The organism is Mesorhizobium sp. M00.F.Ca.ET.216.01.1.1, assembly GCF_004010325.2.
GTDB lineage: Bacteria > Pseudomonadota > Alphaproteobacteria > Rhizobiales > Rhizobiaceae > Mesorhizobium.
The window spans coordinates 504,696-520,131 of sequence record NZ_SADR02000001.1 but is presented as its reverse complement, the minus strand read 5'-3'; the positions used below and the strand labels follow the sequence as shown (position 1 = coordinate 520,131).

Here is a 15,436-nt window from a genome sequence, read left to right as displayed (position 1 = left end):
CGTGCCGCAATTGCGGGGCGGCGGATATCTCCAAAGCAACTCGGATCCGGCACCGGCCGGTGACGTGGAGCGTGAGGTTCCGCCCAGCCGATGCCGAAACACAACCGATGAGGAGACGGGACTGTGAACACCAGCATTGTCGAACGCCGGCCAAACGGCCAGAGCGAGATCTGCGATGGTGAACGCTATACGCTCGGCTATTCCGAAGGCGAATTCAAACGTCTTCAGCTGCAGGGTGATTTTGTGCGTGATCTGACCGAGGATGTGCTGCGCCGAGCCGGACTGAAGCAAGGGATGCGTGTGCTCGATCTGGGCTGTGGCGTTGGTGACGTATCGCTGCTTGCCGGGCAACTGGTTGGTCCGGGCGGGTCGGTGCTGGGCATCGACCGGTCGCAGGATGCGGTCAAGACGGCGCAACGGCGCGCAGTCGAAACGGGCCAATGCTACTGGGTGCGCTTCGCCTCGGCAGATCTTGCCAGCTTCGTTCCGGAGAGAGAGTTCGACGCGATCATTGGACGGCTGGTCCTGATGTATCTGCCCGATCCGGCTGCGACGCTGCGCCGTCTGGCAGGTTTCTTGCGACCGGGCGGCATCGTCGCATTCCAGGAGATGTCGATGCCGTTCGCACGAAGCTTTCCCGAAACGCCGCTATTCATGCAGGTGTTGCGTTGGATCATCGAGGCCTTCGTACTAACCGGTTTCGAGACGGACATGGGCGGGAAACTGTTTTCGACCTATCTCGCGGCCGGTTTGCCTGCCCCGCAGATGATCTCCGGCGCCCGCGCCGAAGGCGGCGTCGAGTCGCTGGGCTACGAATACATCGCGCAAACCGTCAGAAGCCTCATTCCCGCGATGGAGCGGACGGGCATTGCCACTGCCGCGGATATCGGCATCGACGACCTTGCGGACCGACTACGCGACGAGGCTGTTGCGCACAGCGCCTGCATCATGTTTCCGCCAATGACCGGCGCGTGGACACGCTTGCCGTAATGAGACGCCGGACGCCAACTTCACCACGCGGTTGATCGGGAACAACCGCTATTCATACAGGCCGCGTTGAACCATCCGAATGGTTCAGCCGCAACCTTGGAAGGAGAACCAAGGTTCTCCGGAGTCTCGGCTGCCATGGAGCAGCCATCCGAACAGCGCACGGACGCAACAAGACGACCCGTGCGCTGAACAACCTGCCGCCGAAAATCCAGAAGGATACCGGTTGGTCGGTTTCAGCATGAAGGACGAGCCTCATCAACGCAGTGCGGGGCACGGCGCGTTGAGGCCGCAATACCAACCCTCAAACATGGAGAATTGAAATGCAGAAGATCGTTCTTACCGTTGCCACGTTGTTGTTTGCCTCCGGCATGGCTTTTGCCGGCAGCGACCACTATGGCTCGACCTACAACCATGGCTCCTATTCGAACGCCGGTCATGGCTATTCGATGGCAAAGGTCTCTGCCACGTCCGACGCCTCCTATTCGGTCGACCTAAACGCCACAAACAGTGTCAGCACTGCCGACGGCGCACCGGCCGTGGGGGGAACCTCGAACTTCGATATCCCCGCAGCCGGACAGGGGATCTGGGGGCGCTGACAACGAAGTCGGCCGGCACGGCCGACATCCGACTTGGAAGCGGCGGGCTTGCCCCGCCGCTTCGACCACCTCGCGGCTTCGGTTCGCTATGACGATTGCCTTACCTCGAAGGGCGCGTGATGGGTGTGGTTCCAGGGCCGCATTTCCCAAAACTTGGTTCCGCCTTGCCCAAGCGTGGGCAATCGGCCTGCGCTAATACCCCGCCGATCGGTGAAACCTGCCGGTTCTGAAGGATCGCGGGTTTCGCACTGCGTCTGACTCACTTCGAGATGGACCGGCACGAACAGGGAGAAGGAGATGGCCACGTTTTTGATGACGGCATCGCTGGCGCTGACCGGATTGCTTGCCGGCATCTATGTTGCGGGCGCGATCCACGATCACCGCATCGATGACCTCACCGCCAGCCAGTACACGGCCATGCATCTGATGCGCGACAGGACGTTCGCCCGTGTCATGCCGGTGGTCGGGCTGGTGACGCTGCTGTTGGTCGCCGCGGCGGCCGCGGTTGCGGTCGAGTGATGCCGTCGGAGCTCCGAGGCGGACGGCAGCGGCGTGGTGCCGTTCTGAAAACAAAAACCCGCCGGATCGCTCCCGCGGGTTTTTGGTCGCCTGAGATGGTGCTGCTTCCAAGGAAGCAAAAGGAAGAGAGGCCGATTCTGTCGGGATGGATCAGGTGCCGCCCAGCGAACTGCCTCCGCCACCGGGAATGCCGGGTGCCAGCTTGCTGGCGCCGTTGATGATCTGGCTAAGGAAGTTCTGGTCCTTGCCGCCGGTCGGCGTGGTGCGCGAGATGAAGTCGAACACCTTGCCGTCCTTCAGGCCGTAATTGGCGATCTGGCTGACGCGCCCGTCGTCGCCGAAATAGACCGCCAGCACGTGCTGGTCGACCAGCCTCGGCTTGTCGAAAGCGACGTAACGCTTGCGGGTTTGCGAAATGTAATAAAAGGCCTCGTTGTCGAAGGTCGCCGTCGTCGACGGGGTACCGAGCGCCAGAAGCACCTGTTCGCGGCTCGAGCCGACCGGCACCAGGTCGATTGCCTGCTGGTCGATGACATAGCCCTGCGTCAGCGTCTCGCTCGGATTGAGATCGCCGATCATCTTGGACGAATTGCAGGCGGAAAGCGCAGAAGCCGCCACCAGCAGCGAAATCACGCCGGCGGACCTGGGCAGAAAAGTCGACTTGAATTTCAGCGCGCGCAACAACAACTCCTTCAAACTGCCGCAACTTGCGCTGGGCCGCAAAACCGGTAAACCAGCTTGCTTGCCGATGCAACAAGGCCAATTCAACAAACGGTCCCCGGGAGACCACCCTCAATGTTTCAGCGCCTTTTTGGCCGCGAACGTCACGCCAACCGCGCCATCACCGAGGCGCTTTACGCACAAATCGTGGCAGCGGCGCGGCAAACCGTGTTTTATTCCGAGTGGAATGTACCGGATACGCCGCTCGGCCGTTTCGAGATACTGTCGCTGCACATGTTCCTGTTTCAGCACCGGCTGCGCGGGCAGGGCGGCGTTGCGGGCGAGGTTGCGCAGGTGCTGATCGACGAGTTCTTCATGGATGTCGAACATTCGCTGCGCGAATTGGGTATCGGCGATGTCGGTGTGCCGAAGCGCATGAGGAAGCTGGCGAAGATGTTCTACGGCCGCACCGCAGCCTATGACGACGCCCTGCAACGCGACGACCGCGATGCGCTCGCTGCCGCGCTTGCCCGCAATGTCAGGCCCGATGCCGGCAACTGGCCGCAAGCACCGCAACTGGCCTCCTATGTCGTCGATGCCGTCAGCAAATTGACGGAACAGCCGACCGATTCGATCGTTTCCGGCACAGTGGCGTTTCCGGTGGCCAAGGCGGCGTGAAGGAGGAGAAGATGAGGCGTGCGGATCCCCAGAGCCCTGTGTCCTTCGTGACCAATGTCGCCCGGCTGCCGCAAAAGGGGCTGCCGCTAGTGATCGAGGCCGATGCCCGGCAGCGCGTCGCGCTGGCCGAGGAGCATGAATTGCTTTCGGTTGAACGCTACCGTGCCGAACTGCTGGTGGCGCCATGGAAGCGCCACGGCGTCAAGGTCAGCGGCCGTGTCGAGGCCGACATCACGCAGGCCTGCATCGTCACCCTCGATCCGGTCGAGGCGCATATCGACGAGGCGATCGATGCACTGTTCCTGCAGGAAGAGTCCAACCTCGGGCGGCAGGGCTTCGAGGGCGGCGGCGAGATCCTGCTCGATGCCGAGGGGCCGGACAGCCCGGAAACATTTTCCGGTGACACGATCGATGTCGGGGCGCTTGCCGAACAGTTCTTCGGGCTGGCGATCGACCCTTATCCGCGCAAGCAAGGTGCCTCGCTGGAGGCCGCCGGCGATGCCGAGCCCGTGGAGAATGAATTCCAGCAAAAGCTGCGTTCCCTGCTGGGAAAATCCTGAAAGCCACTCCAATCTTGGAAAAGTCGGTTGTGCGGCAGCCCAAAACCGGTATTTTCGCCGAACCTTCGCGAGCCCCCCTTACCTTCGCCCCCAGGGGCGCTGGCCAAGCAAACCGTGAGATAGACACCGCGTGATCAGGATTTCCATCGATGCCATGGGCGGCGATCACGGGCCAAGCGTGGTCATCCCGGCGCTCATGACGGTCGCTATCCGTCGTCCCGACATCCGTTTCGTGATCTACGGACGCGAGGAGCTGGTGCGTCCCGAACTCGCCAAATTCCCCAAACTGCTTGAGGCGAGTGAATTCGTCCATTGCGAAGTCGCGGTGCGGATGGACGACAAGCCGAGCCAGGCACTGCGCCACGGCCGCTGGAAATCGTCGATGTGGAAGGCGGTCGAGGCGGTCAAATCAGGTGCGGCACAGGCCTGCATCTCGGCCGGCAACACCGGCGCGCTGATGGCAATGTCGAAGTTCTGCCTGCGCACCATGGCAACCATCGACCGCCCGGCGATCGCGGCTTTGTGGCCCACCTCGCGCGGCGAAAGCGTGGTGCTGGACGTCGGCGCCACCATCGGCGCGGACGCGCATCAGCTCATCGATTTCGCCATTCTGGGCACCGGCATGGCACGTTCGGTTTTCGGCATCGACCGGCCGAGCGTCGGCCTGCTCAATGTCGGCGTCGAGGAGATCAAGGGGCAAGAAGAGGTCAAGGAGGCCGGGCGCATGCTGCGCGAGGCCAATATGGCCTCAATGAACTATCGTGGCTTCGTCGAGGGCGACGACATCGGCAAGGGCACGGTCGACGTGGTCGTCACCGAGGGATTTGCCGGCAACATCGCCCTGAAGACGGCGGAAGGCACGGCCAGGCAGATCGCCGGCTATCTGCGCGCTGCGATGAGCCGAACGCTGATGGCCAAGATCGGCTATGTCTTCGCCAGGGGCGCCTTTGACCGCCTGCGCGAAAAGATGGATGTCGGCCGCTCCAATGGCGGCGTCTTCCTTGGCCTGAACGGCATCGTGGTGAAGAGCCATGGCGGCGCTGATTCGGACGGCTTCGCGGCGGCGATCGAACTTGGCTACGACATGGTGCGCAACAATCTGCTTGACCGCATCGAGGCCGATCTCGATCTGTTCCATGCGCGCAATCCGCATGCCCAGGCAAACAGGAAATCCGACGTCGCTATCGACGCGAAGGAATAGGAAAGAGCATTGATCAGATCAGTCGTGCGCGGCTCGGGCGCCGCGCTGCCCCGCCGCATCATGAAGAATGCCGATTTCGAAGGCATGGTCGAGACCTCCGACGAGTGGATCGTCCAGCGCACCGGCATTCGCCAGCGCCATGTCGCGGCCGATGACGAAACGACGGCTTCGCTGGGCGAGGCGGCGGCGCGCGCGGCCCTCGAAAGCGCCGGACTGACTGCGGCCGACATCGACCTGATCGTGCTGGCGACCTCGACACCCAACAACACCTTCCCGGCGACAGCCGTCGAGATCCAGAACCGGCTCGGCATGCATCACGGTTTCGCCTTCGACATGCAGGCGGTGTGCTCGGGCTTCGTCTATGCGGTGGCGACCGCCGACCTCTATATCAGAGGCGGTCTGGCGAGGCGGGTGCTGGTAATCGGCTCGGAAACCTTCTCGCGCATCCTCGACTGGAATGACCGCTCGACCTGCGTGTTGTTCGGCGACGGCGCCGGCGCGCTGGTTCTGGAGGCGGGCGAGGGGGCTGGGAGCATCACCGACCGTGGCGTGCTTGCGGCCAGCCTGCGCTCGGACGGCACCCACAAGGACAAGCTTTTTGTCGACGGCGGGCCTTCAACCACCGGCACGGTCGGCCATCTCAGGATGGAGGGTCGCGAAGTGTTCAAGCACGCGGTCGGTATGATCACCGACGTCATCGAGGCGACATTCTCGCAAGCCGGCATAACCGCTGCCGATCTCGACTGGTTCGTGCCGCATCAGGCCAACAAACGGATTATTGACGCTTCCGCCAAAAAGCTCGGGATAGCGGAGCAGAAGGTGGTGGTTACCGTCGATTTGCACGGTAACACGTCGGCTGCTTCCGTGCCGCTGGCTCTCTCGGTGGCCGTCGCCGATGGCCGCATCAAGAAGGGCGACCTGGTGCTGCTTGAGGCAATGGGCGGGGGCTTCACCTGGGGCGCGGTTTTGGTCCGTTGGTAAGTGCCGAACTAACGGGTTCGGTCCCTTGACCTTGACGGATCAATTACTTAGGCTCTGCCGTTGCTTGTATCGATTTATGTTTTTGAGCTGATGGGACGGTCGCATGGGGGGAAAGACACTTACGCGCGCCGACCTTGCTGAAGCCGTTTACCGCAAGGTCGGATTGTCGCGTACTGAATCGGCCGAACTTGTCGAAGCGGTTCTGGACGAGATTTGCGAAGCCATCGTTCGCGGCGAGACGGTGAAGCTGTCGTCCTTTGCGACGTTCCACGTCCGCTCCAAGAACGAGCGCATCGGGCGCAACCCCAAGACCGGCGAAGAAGTGCCGATCCTGCCGCGCCGGGTGATGACCTTCAAATCATCGAACGTGCTGAAGAACCGCATCCTGCGGGCTCATCAGAACAGCAAGGCCAAGGGCGGCAAGTAGCGCCCGTGCTGCAAAGCCCGGTTGAAAACGGCCGTCTGTCTGACGCCGGGCTTGAATATCGTTTCATAAACCGCTGAAATAAGGTCCGATTCGGCAGAGTGGCTGAATCGGTATTGCGCACGATCCATTCTGCTTCGTTGTAAGCATGATCTTGTCCGAAACCGGTTCCTACTTTTCGGGATCATGCTCTAGCGTGAGGATTTCGCCCATGGACAAGAGCCCCGATGCTTTCCGCACCATCAGCGAGGTCGCAGAAGATCTCGACTTGCCGCAGCATGTGCTGCGCTTCTGGGAAACGCGCTTCAACCAGATCAAGCCGATGAAGCGCGGCGGCGGCCGCCGCTACTACCGGCCGCAGGATGTCGAACTGATCAAAGGCATCCGCCATATGCTCTACGACCAGGGCTATACGATCAAGGGCGTGCAGAAGCTGCTGCGCGAGAACGGCAACCATTTCCTGGTCGCCATCGGCAGTGGCGACATGGCGGCCGTCGAGGCGATCTCGCAACGCCGGCAGGCCGATGCAGTTCCGCTGACGCAAGCCGCGCAGCCGCGCGGTGCCGACGACGAGATGCTGGTCGGCCAGCCCAAGGTCAAGCCGAGCCGCCGTTTCTTCGGCCTGGGCAAGGGCGACGAGGAAGGCCCGGTTCAGCCGGACACCTCCAAGCTTTCGCGCGACAACCGCGCCTTGCTGCAGGAGGCGCTGTTCGACCTGCTGGAATGCAAGCGCCTGCTCGATCAGGTGCGCTGACCCGCGGATCGAGGCTGCCTCGGGCGGCTTCGGGGTAGTGCCGGAACTCGTCTTCCGGTGATGCGTTACGATTCCTTCAGCAGATGAAGGAACTTGTCATGGCATCGTTTTCGACCCCCTCCGACGTCGACCTTCACAGCCAAGTCGCAGCCCTGTCGAGGGAACTGGACGCCCTCAAGAAGGCCGTGGCCAGCCGCGGCAGCGTCTATTTCGAAGATGGTCGCGACGTCGTATCGGACTATTATTCAGAGATTGCCGAACGCCTCGGCGATGCGCTGCCGGCGATCAGACAGCGGGGCAGGGCGATCGAGAGGACCGCCCGTAATCATCCTGCGACGTCCGCTGCCATGGGGCTGGTCGTTCTCGGACTTCTCGCCAGCCTGTTGCTCAACCGGCGATAGCGGCTCCCACACACGAATTCGAAGCAAGTCGAACCGGCGGCCGTCGAGCGACAGCCGCCGTTGCCGGCTTTGCAATCAGTTGGCGAGCTTGATCCTGCCCTTCGGGTCGACCTGAGCGGTCTGGCTGCACTTGCCGTAGACGGTGCCGTTCTTGTCGGTGGCGTCGGTATAGGTGCCTTTGCACTCGATCTGCAGCACCAGACAGTGGCCGGAACCCTTGCACACCGCGCCGCCGTCGGCGGTCGGATGCGTGCCGTTGGCGAAAGCCGGCACGGAAACCGAGCCGATCGCCGAAAGGGCGACGGCAGCGGCGAGCGAGAGACGCTTGAGGTTCGAGATATTGGTCATTTGAGCATTTCCTCCTGTTGGGGATCGCCTTGCCGGCGTCCGTCTAGTTGGGGAGCGCCTCCTTGGCGTCCATGGCCGGTGAGTGGCGCCAGCAGGGGAAGGGTTCATGCCTGGGTCCCAAAAATCACGTAGCAGGATTGAGGGACTTGGAGCGGCAAAAACAAAAAAGAGAAAAGACCGGCTCTGGCGAAAACCCGAGCCGGTCTTTTCGTCGGCGAGTGGCGTTCCTTCCGGTGCTGGTTCACGATGCCGTGACGTTTTTTTTGGCGCTTGGCAAATCGTTGGCGAGCGGGCATTCTCTCGCTCGTCTCAGGCAACGCATGATTTGAAATCAAACTCTTTCAGCTCACGGAGTTGCCAATGCCCCAAATAGCAAAACGCGAACCCTTCTCCGAACCGGTGGCGACCCATATTACGCCTGACCACAGTACGCTCAGAGCCTTCCGGGAAACCCGTGGATACAGCATGGAAGAGCTTTCTCTGACGTGCGGCCTGGCGATCAATGAGATTGCGGATATTGAGAACGGCAAGGATGCTGACCCGTCGAAGCTTCGGCGTATTGCCTCTGCGCTTCGACTTCCGGAGGACGCACTGATCGATGCAGCCGTGCCAACACCGCCCGGTCGATCTGTTTCATAGCAGCGACGCAAGGCGTCTGTTCAGCAAGCCCGTCACGTTTTGCCGTGACGGGCTTCCTTGTATGTAAGCCGCATGGCGGATTTGCCGGTCGCCCCAGAAGGGCCGGGGACAGGGAGACGCCCGAGATGAGCCTTGAATCCGTTCGTGCCTTCTTCGCCACTCATGCGCCCGACATCGACGTCGTGGTGACCGAGGCCAGTTCGGCGACAGTGGCTCTGGCGGCCGAGGCACATGGCGTGGAGCCGGCGCAGATCGCGAAGACGATCTGCTTGCGCGTCGACGATCAGACGATGCTGATCGTGGCCGGCGGAACCTCCAGGCTGGACAATCGCAAATTCAAGGATCGGTTTGGTGGCAAGGCGCGAATGCTGGACGCCGAACAGGTGCTCTCTGCCACAGGCCATCCGGTCGGAGGGGTATGCCCGTTCGGCCTGCCTGCACCGCTCCCGGTCTATTGCGACGTGTCGCTGCGCGCCTTTGAAGAAGTCGTGCCCGCGGCAGGCGCAACGAACGCCGCCGTGCGACTGAGCCCTGAACGCATGGCCGAAATCGTCGATGCCGAGTGGGTCGACGTCTGCCGGGAATAGTTGATCAGGGGCGAACAGCGATCGGTGGTGCTTTTGAAGGGGCGCTTAATCGCCGGTAGGAAACGCCGTCGAAGATTGCCGTCGCAAAGTCCGTCACCGATACCTTGCGCTTACGGCCGTCGCTACAGCTGTAAACCGGCCAGCCGGCATCGGCGCATTCACTGGCCGCGCAGAAGGCGGCAAGGCAATTTCCGATCGTCAGCCGGAAGCCGCCAGTACCTGCGAAGCCCTGCAACAGACTGCCGTCCGCTGCGCGCCATGTCCGCGCCCGGAATTCCGGCCGCAACAGCCTTGGCTCGAGAGGGACCGCAAGCTTGGTTTCGCCGGCACGCCCTGCGAGATTCAAACGCATGCGCGCCATCCCCGTCGTGTAAGCGGTTACAAGGTCTGATTCGCCTGAATAGGCTATCGCCATATTGGAGCGGTCAAGTAGATGAGAAATCCGCTTGCTTGCCTCGACCGGCATCATAAAGACAGCAATCAGGGCAAGAAAGGCGAAGCAAGCCCGCGACTTCAGATGTTTCCAGCAGCCGTAGATCGGTGCCGGCATGCCGGTTCGCCTCCCGTTTCCCTCGTCTAGCATCCTGCCAGTTGGCGCCTAGCGCAAGCCGTTCTGTTACATTTCGTTGTTGTCGATGATTCGTTCGGGAGACGCATGGCAACAGGCCACCAGCAACAAAGGCGGGTAGAGCGCTTTACCGAATATGCCTTGGTAGTCGGGCCCGCGGAAACGGGATGACCGTCACGGGTCCCTTCCGGAATTCCGCGATGGCTATTTCTTCAATCAGGGACTCGAGTGCCCAGCGGACGCTTTGGCTCGTTTCGTCCCCGCCGCATAGGTGGTTCTGTGCGCACTCCAAGAGCTCGCGCACGACGGCAAAGTCGCTTTGCATGGTAGCACCATCGATCTGCCCACCGCACAAAATAGTGTCCGCCCGGTAAGTTGAGCGATCGCTAATATACACAGATGGATTTTAGTCGAATGGCGCTGATTGGCCCGCTTCGGCGGGTTTTATGCCGGTGGCACCAAAGGTGGGGGATTTTCGGGAAGGCTCTAAGCCTTTGATATTAATGGTCGGAGTGGCCGGATTCGAACCGACGACCCCTTGACCCCCAGTCAAGTGCGCTACCGGGCTGCGCTACACTCCGGACCGCGGAAAGCCATATATTTTCAGGGGTTGTGGCGCAAGCGCTAAAACGGCTGTTTGGAACAGAACCCGATCAAAGCCAGATGAATATTGGCGCAACCCAGCGAAAAATCCCACGGATGTTCACGGGCCGTTCTTTGGATGACTGAAGGCAGTGCGGTCAACGCGCCGGCAGCGCCGCCGGCCGCAACTGCCGCTGGTGGCGGTATTCGAGCGCGATGGCGCCCCAGATCAGGCCGAGCAGCAGATAGACATGGCGCCAGTGGTCGATGTCGATGAATGTGCCCAGGCCGATATTGCCGATGAAGGCGACATAGGCGCACAGCAGATAGGGCTGCCAGGGCCTGTCGCGCAGGAGAATGCGGAAGCCGGCGGCGATCGTCCAACAGGTCAGCGTCAGGAACGACACGAAGCCGAGCCAGCCATAGTCCATCAGCGTCTTCAGCCAGATGTCGTGGGTGTCTTCACCGAAGATCTTGCCGAAGACCAGCGGGCCGATGCCGAACGGATGCTCCAGCGCCATCTGGAAGCCGATCGTGTAGCGGGCGAAGCGGCCAAGCCGAGCGGTGTCATAGCTCTGTTCGAGCTGGGCGCGGCTGGAGAACATCTCGGCCACGCCCGGCAGCTGCAGGATGACGATCATCGCAATGACCAGCAGCGAGATGGCGGCAATGGTCATGACAACGACACGCAGCCGGAACTTGCCGCTGGCGCTTTGCAGGAACAGGGCTCCGGTGAGCAGGATCGCCGAAACGCCGAACATGCCCCAGGCGCCGCGCGAGAAGGAGAAGAAAATGCCGGCCGTGATGATCAGCAGCGGCACCGCCAGCAGCGGCATGCGCACGATCGACCCGGTCAGCAGGAGATAGAGCAGATAGATGCCTGGCAGCACCAGGAACGGCCCGAACACGTTCGGATCCTGGAAAGCACCGGCGGCGCGGTCGTATTTGGTGAATATCTCCGCGCCGGGAAAGGCATGGAAATAGCCAGCGATACCGAGCAGCGAGGTCAGCACCGCCGACACGATGTAGGCAAGGAAGATCAGCCGGTAGAGGCTGGGCTGGACTGCGGTTACCGAGGCGAAGAACACCGCGGTCATGGCCAGGAATAGCGAGACGGCGAGATAGAGCGGCGTGCTGGCAAGGTCCGCCATCTGCGTCATCGAGATCATGCCGCCGATGTTCATCGTCACCAGCAGCACCAGCAGCGGCACCGCCGCGCGTGATATGCGCAGGCCGAACAGTGCCCATACCACGATCAGCCCGGCCATGTAGAGATCGTAGGGCGCCGGCTCGTCGATGACGAAGCCGGACAGAAAAACGCCGAGGAAAACCGCGCCCGACGCGATCAGCGCGATCAGCTTGGCGTTGACCGCGGCCGGCGGCAGCTCATGGACGACGGCGCTCAATAAGCGTTTTCCGTGTTGAGCAGCCGGACCGGTGTCAGGAACAGGATCCTGAGATCGAACAGCAGCGACCAGTTCTCGATGTAATAGAGGTCGTATTCCGTCCGCATCCGGATCTTCTCGTTGGTGTCCATCTCGCCGCGCCAGCCATTGATCTGCGCCCAGCCGGTGACGCCTGGCTTGACCTTGTGGCGGGCGAAATAACCGTCGACCACCTCGTTGTAGAGAAGATTGTGCGACTGGGCTGCGATGGCGTGCGGGCGCGGACCGACCAGCGACAGTGAGCCGAACAGCGAATTGAAGAACTGCGGCAGTTCGTCGATGGAGGTCTTGCGGATGAAGCGGCCGACGCGGGTGACGCGCGGATCGTTCTTGGTCACCGTCTGCTTGGCGGTCGGGTCTGCCTTATCGCTGTACATCGAGCGGAATTTGTAGACCTCGATGACCTCGTTGTTGAAGCCGTGCCGCTTCTGCCGGAACAGCACCGGGCCCTTGCTGTCCAGTTTTATCGCAATTGCCATGACCAGCATGACCGGCATGAACACGATGATCCCGATGATCGAGAAGACGACGTCGAAGGCGCGCTTGGCGACCGAATCCCAGTCGTTGATCGGCTTGTCAAAGATATCGAGCATCGGCACGGAGCCGATGTAGGAATAGGCGCGCGGACGAAACTGCAGCGCGTTCGAATGCGCCGACAGCCGGATATCGACCGGCAGCACCCACAGCTTCTTCAACAGTTGCAGGACGCGCGATTCTGCGGTCAGCGGCAGCGACACGATCAGCATGTCGATGCGGGCAATGCGGGCGAATTCGATCAGTTCGGAAACGGTGCCGAGCTTGGGATAGCCGGCGACGATCGGTGGCGAGCGCTTGTCGCCGCGGTCATCGAAGATGCCGCAGATGCGGATGTCGTTGTAGGGCTGCTTCTCGACCGAGCGGATCAGCATTTCCGCCGCCTTGCCGCCGCCGACGATCACGGCGCGGCGCTCCATGCGCCCGTCGCGCGCCCAGCGCCGGATCAACTTCGACATCACCAGCCTGAGGCCGAAGATCAGCACGAAACCGGCGACGAACCAGGTGCCGAATAACAGGCGCGAATAGTCCTCCGACATCTTCATGGCGAAAGCCGTCAGGGCCATCAGGGCGAAGGTGCCGGCCCAGACCAGCAGCAGGCGGCCGGAATTGGCGATCGGCCGCATCAAGGCGGCTATCTGGTAGCAGTCGGTGACATCGAACAATACCACGGCGAGGAACGAGGTGGCGGCGATCGTCAGCGGATATTGCCAGGCGAGATAGTTGAAGAAGCCGACATAGTGGAAGTAGACCCAGAGGCCCGACAGGAACAGCAGCGCGAATTCGACCATACGCAGCACGCCGCTGACCATGATCGGCGACATCGTATCGCGCCTGTATTGCGAAGCGACCTGGCGGGCCACGCTGTTCATGGCGCCGGGCGTGTCGCCTTCGGCAGGGCTGTCGAATTTGCGCACCGCGTCGAGGGAAAAGCGACGCGCGGGGTCGATCTCGTTCATGGGCTGTCCGCAAGCTTCCCTCAGGTGAATAGCAAAAGAGAGCTAAGAAACCCTTGAAACAACTGGTGGCTTTGGAGGGGGTTTAGCGCCGGTAGCGCGAGAGCGCGGCGAAATAGGCCTTCTCGATGTCGGCCGCCATCACGTCGGCGCCGAAGCGCGCCTTGAGGTCTGCGGCATCAGGCATCAGGTTTCTGTAGGCGCCGAGGTCGGCCAGCGCCTCGCTCATCTTGTCGCCAAGTTCGCGCGGATCGGGTCGGATCAGGGCAGGGGAGCCCTCGCCGAAGATCTCCGGTGTGCCGCCGACAGCGGTGGCGATCATCGGCTTGCCGGCGGCAAGCGTCTCCAGCACGATATAGGGCATGGCTTCGGCGCGCGAGGGAACCACGATCAGCTCTGCCAGAGCGAAGGCGGCCCTGGCCGGCATTGGCGGCAGGAAGCGGACATGGCCGTCGAGCGCGAGCCGCCTCACCTGCGCGTGGTAGCGCGGCAGGTCGTCGCCGTCGCCGACCATCACGGCGCTGAGAGGGCGACCAAGCCGGGTTGCGGCGAGCGCCAGCGCATCGATGAAGATGTCGGGCCCCTTGAGGTCGCGCATCATGCCGATATAGAGGAGATCGGCGGCGTCCGGGGGGCCGTGCACCGGCTCGAACTCGGCGGCGCGCAGGCCGTTGTAGACCAGATTGTTCGGGATCGGCGGTTCGCCGACCTTGCTGCGATAGGTCCGCCTTTCATAGTCGGAGACGAACAGCAGGCAGTCGGTGAAACGCGCCATGAAGCGTTCGAGGCCGAAGAACAGCTTTCCCATGGCCGTCGTCTCGTCATAATGAAGAGAGCCGCCATGCGGCGAATAAAGGCGGGCGACGCGAGACCCTGATACCCGCAACAATGAGCCGAACAGACGGGCATAGACGCCACCCTTGGCGCCGTGCCCGTGCAGCACGTCCGGCCGCAATTCCTTGATAATCCCAAAGGTGCGCCAAGCCGACGCGACATCGCCGGGGCCGACATGCCGCTGCATCGGCGTGCGATGGATGCCGAGCGCCAGACTGGCCTGCATCGGTTCGAACAGCTGCTCCTCGAAATCGCCGCCCGTGGTCGAATCACAGACGATGCCGACGGAATGGCCGGCGGCGACCTGCGCCTCGGTCAGGTCGCGCACATGCCGGAATATCCCACCGACGGGTGAGCGAAAGCAGTGGACGATCCTGAGCGTGTCCGCCACGTTGTCAGGACATCAAAACAGGCGTTCGCGAACATAGACGGTGTCGCCCGGCAGCAATGGGTCGGAGGTGACCACGCGTCCAGTTATCACCTTGCCGTTGATGTCGCGGGTGATGTCGACACTTTCCTGGTTGGCGCGCGGCGTGAAACCGCCGGCGATGGCAACTGCCTTTTGCACGGTCAGACCGGGCACGTAGGAATACTGGCCGGCTGCGCCCACTTCGCCCATAACGAAGATCGGCCGGTAGCGGTCGATCTCGACCGATACGTCGGGATCGCGCAGATAGCCTTGCCGCAATTTGTCGGCGATCGCTTTCTCGAGCTGCTGCGCTGTGTGGCCGCGTGCCGGCACGGCGCCGACCAGCGGGAAGGAGAGGTAGCCGGACTGGTCGACGCTGTAGGTGTTGGTCAATCCATCCTGCTCGAACACGGTGACGCGGACGCGGTCACCGGCGCCGAGGCGGTAGGGCTGGTCGAGAATTTCATGGAAGGCTGCCGGCGTCGGTCTGTAGCTGGAACAGCCGGCAAGCATCGACACGGCAAGCAGAGCACGAAACAGGCAAGCAGTGCTTTTCATGACCGGACACGTACCTTCATCGCTCAAGCCGCCAGATGCTGCGGCAAACCCCAGGGAACGAAGCCCGTTATCATCCTGTTAGGGTTAATGACCGGTAAAGGTGCGTGGGTGAAGCGGCGGCAATCGACAAAAAAGCCGAGGTGTTTTCCGGCTGTTGTTTGCGGCTCGTCAGTAAAACCTAATGGATGCTTACCGCGATCTTAACGGCTGAG

The 15,436-nt window shown here is 62.0% G+C and carries 19 protein-coding genes and 1 tRNA gene; 12 read left to right on the top strand and 8 right to left on the bottom strand.

Going from position 1 to position 15,436, the window contains the following annotated elements; translation table 11 throughout:
* The first annotated feature begins 123 nt into the window (after nucleotides 1-123).
* The 3 genes from EN859_RS02680 (at nucleotide 124) to EN859_RS02670 (ending at nucleotide 2,105) form a co-directional block, all read left to right on the top strand.
* Complete coding sequence (locus EN859_RS02680) at nucleotides 124-990, top strand: class I SAM-dependent methyltransferase (protein ID WP_127852273.1); 867 nt, start codon at nucleotides 124-126, stop codon at nucleotides 988-990.
* Nucleotides 991-1,310: 320 nt separating this feature from the next.
* Entirely contained in the window at nucleotides 1,311-1,586 is a 276-nt protein-coding gene (locus EN859_RS02675) for a hypothetical protein (RefSeq protein WP_127852272.1), read from the top strand.
* 297 nt (nucleotides 1,587-1,883) lie between these two features.
* The gene (locus tag EN859_RS02670; protein WP_127852271.1) at nucleotides 1,884-2,105 is read left to right on the top strand and encodes a hypothetical protein; all 222 of its coding nucleotides are present in this window, start codon (nucleotides 1,884-1,886) and stop codon (nucleotides 2,103-2,105) included.
* A gap of 150 nt (nucleotides 2,106-2,255) precedes the next feature.
* On the opposite strand, the gene EN859_RS02665 is transcribed toward EN859_RS02670, so the two are convergent.
* Complete coding sequence (locus EN859_RS02665; RefSeq protein WP_127852270.1) at nucleotides 2,256-2,786, bottom strand: outer membrane protein assembly factor BamE; 531 nt, start codon at nucleotides 2,784-2,786, stop codon at nucleotides 2,256-2,258.
* Between the two features lie 114 nt (nucleotides 2,787-2,900).
* Here EN859_RS02665 and EN859_RS02660 point away from each other — a divergent pair, with 114 nt between their 5' ends.
* The 7 genes from EN859_RS02660 (at nucleotide 2,901) to EN859_RS02630 (ending at nucleotide 7,764) form a co-directional block, all read left to right on the top strand.
* Nucleotides 2,901-3,443: a ubiquinol-cytochrome C chaperone family protein gene (locus EN859_RS02660; protein ID WP_127852269.1), complete on the top strand. Its 543-nt coding sequence runs from the start codon at nucleotides 2,901-2,903 to the stop codon at nucleotides 3,441-3,443.
* Between the two features lie 11 nt (nucleotides 3,444-3,454).
* A complete protein-coding gene (locus tag EN859_RS02655) occupies nucleotides 3,455-4,003 on the top strand; it encodes a YceD family protein (protein ID WP_127852268.1) in 549 nt (182 codons plus the stop codon).
* Nucleotides 4,004-4,133: 130 nt separating this feature from the next.
* Complete coding sequence (plsX, locus tag EN859_RS02650; protein ID WP_127852267.1) at nucleotides 4,134-5,204, top strand: phosphate acyltransferase PlsX; 1,071 nt, start codon at nucleotides 4,134-4,136, stop codon at nucleotides 5,202-5,204.
* A gap of 9 nt (nucleotides 5,205-5,213) precedes the next feature.
* Nucleotides 5,214-6,185: a beta-ketoacyl-ACP synthase III gene (locus EN859_RS02645; protein ID WP_127852266.1), complete on the top strand. Its 972-nt coding sequence runs from the start codon at nucleotides 5,214-5,216 to the stop codon at nucleotides 6,183-6,185.
* Nucleotides 6,186-6,288: 103 nt separating this feature from the next.
* Entirely contained in the window at nucleotides 6,289-6,612 is a 324-nt protein-coding gene (locus EN859_RS02640) for an integration host factor subunit alpha (RefSeq protein ID WP_126041188.1), read from the top strand.
* 208 nt (nucleotides 6,613-6,820) lie between these two features.
* Nucleotides 6,821-7,363, top strand: a complete 543-nt coding sequence (locus tag EN859_RS02635; protein WP_127852265.1) for a MerR family transcriptional regulator — start codon at nucleotides 6,821-6,823, stop codon at nucleotides 7,361-7,363.
* A gap of 98 nt (nucleotides 7,364-7,461) precedes the next feature.
* Nucleotides 7,462-7,764 carry a hypothetical protein gene (locus EN859_RS02630; protein ID WP_127852264.1) on the top strand — a complete coding sequence of 101 codons (303 nt, stop codon included), beginning with the start codon at nucleotides 7,462-7,464 and terminating at the stop codon, nucleotides 7,762-7,764.
* Between the two features lie 75 nt (nucleotides 7,765-7,839).
* On the opposite strand, the gene EN859_RS02625 is transcribed toward EN859_RS02630, so the two are convergent.
* Nucleotides 7,840-8,112, bottom strand: a complete 273-nt coding sequence (locus EN859_RS02625) for a hypothetical protein (protein WP_127852263.1) — start codon at nucleotides 8,110-8,112, stop codon at nucleotides 7,840-7,842.
* 360 nt (nucleotides 8,113-8,472) lie between these two features.
* Between EN859_RS02625 and EN859_RS02620 the strand changes: the two genes are divergently transcribed.
* Together EN859_RS02620 and EN859_RS02615 are read left to right on the top strand one after the other, a co-directional pair.
* Complete coding sequence (locus tag EN859_RS02620; RefSeq protein ID WP_127852262.1) at nucleotides 8,473-8,751, top strand: helix-turn-helix transcriptional regulator; 279 nt, start codon at nucleotides 8,473-8,475, stop codon at nucleotides 8,749-8,751.
* Nucleotides 8,752-8,876: 125 nt separating this feature from the next.
* Nucleotides 8,877-9,338 carry a YbaK/EbsC family protein gene (locus EN859_RS02615; protein WP_127852261.1) on the top strand — a complete coding sequence of 154 codons (462 nt, stop codon included), beginning with the start codon at nucleotides 8,877-8,879 and terminating at the stop codon, nucleotides 9,336-9,338.
* Between the two features lie 4 nt (nucleotides 9,339-9,342).
* Here EN859_RS02615 and EN859_RS02610 read toward each other — a convergent pair whose 3' ends face one another.
* From EN859_RS02610 to EN859_RS02580, 6 genes are all read right to left on the bottom strand, one after another.
* The gene (locus tag EN859_RS02610; protein WP_245525443.1) at nucleotides 9,343-9,888 is read right to left on the bottom strand and encodes a hypothetical protein; all 546 of its coding nucleotides are present in this window, start codon (nucleotides 9,886-9,888) and stop codon (nucleotides 9,343-9,345) included.
* Nucleotides 9,889-10,410: 522 nt separating this feature from the next.
* Nucleotides 10,411-10,487: transfer RNA gene (locus tag EN859_RS02600), tRNA-Pro, on the bottom strand.
* 159 nt (nucleotides 10,488-10,646) lie between these two features.
* Entirely contained in the window at nucleotides 10,647-11,894 is a 1,248-nt protein-coding gene (locus tag EN859_RS02595) for an O-antigen ligase family protein (RefSeq protein ID WP_127852259.1), read from the bottom strand.
* Nucleotides 11,891-13,426 carry an undecaprenyl-phosphate glucose phosphotransferase gene (locus EN859_RS02590; RefSeq protein WP_127852258.1) on the bottom strand — a complete coding sequence of 512 codons (1,536 nt, stop codon included), beginning with the start codon at nucleotides 13,424-13,426 and terminating at the stop codon, nucleotides 11,891-11,893. The genes EN859_RS02595 and EN859_RS02590 overlap by 4 nt, the downstream gene beginning before the upstream one ends.
* Nucleotides 13,427-13,508: 82 nt before the next feature.
* A complete protein-coding gene (locus tag EN859_RS02585) occupies nucleotides 13,509-14,648 on the bottom strand; it encodes a glycosyltransferase family 4 protein (RefSeq protein ID WP_127852257.1) in 1,140 nt (379 codons plus the stop codon).
* 12 nt (nucleotides 14,649-14,660) lie between these two features.
* Nucleotides 14,661-15,224 carry a polysaccharide biosynthesis/export family protein gene (locus EN859_RS02580; protein WP_127852256.1) on the bottom strand — a complete coding sequence of 188 codons (564 nt, stop codon included), beginning with the start codon at nucleotides 15,222-15,224 and terminating at the stop codon, nucleotides 14,661-14,663.
* Nucleotides 15,225-15,436: the final 212 nt, after the last annotated feature.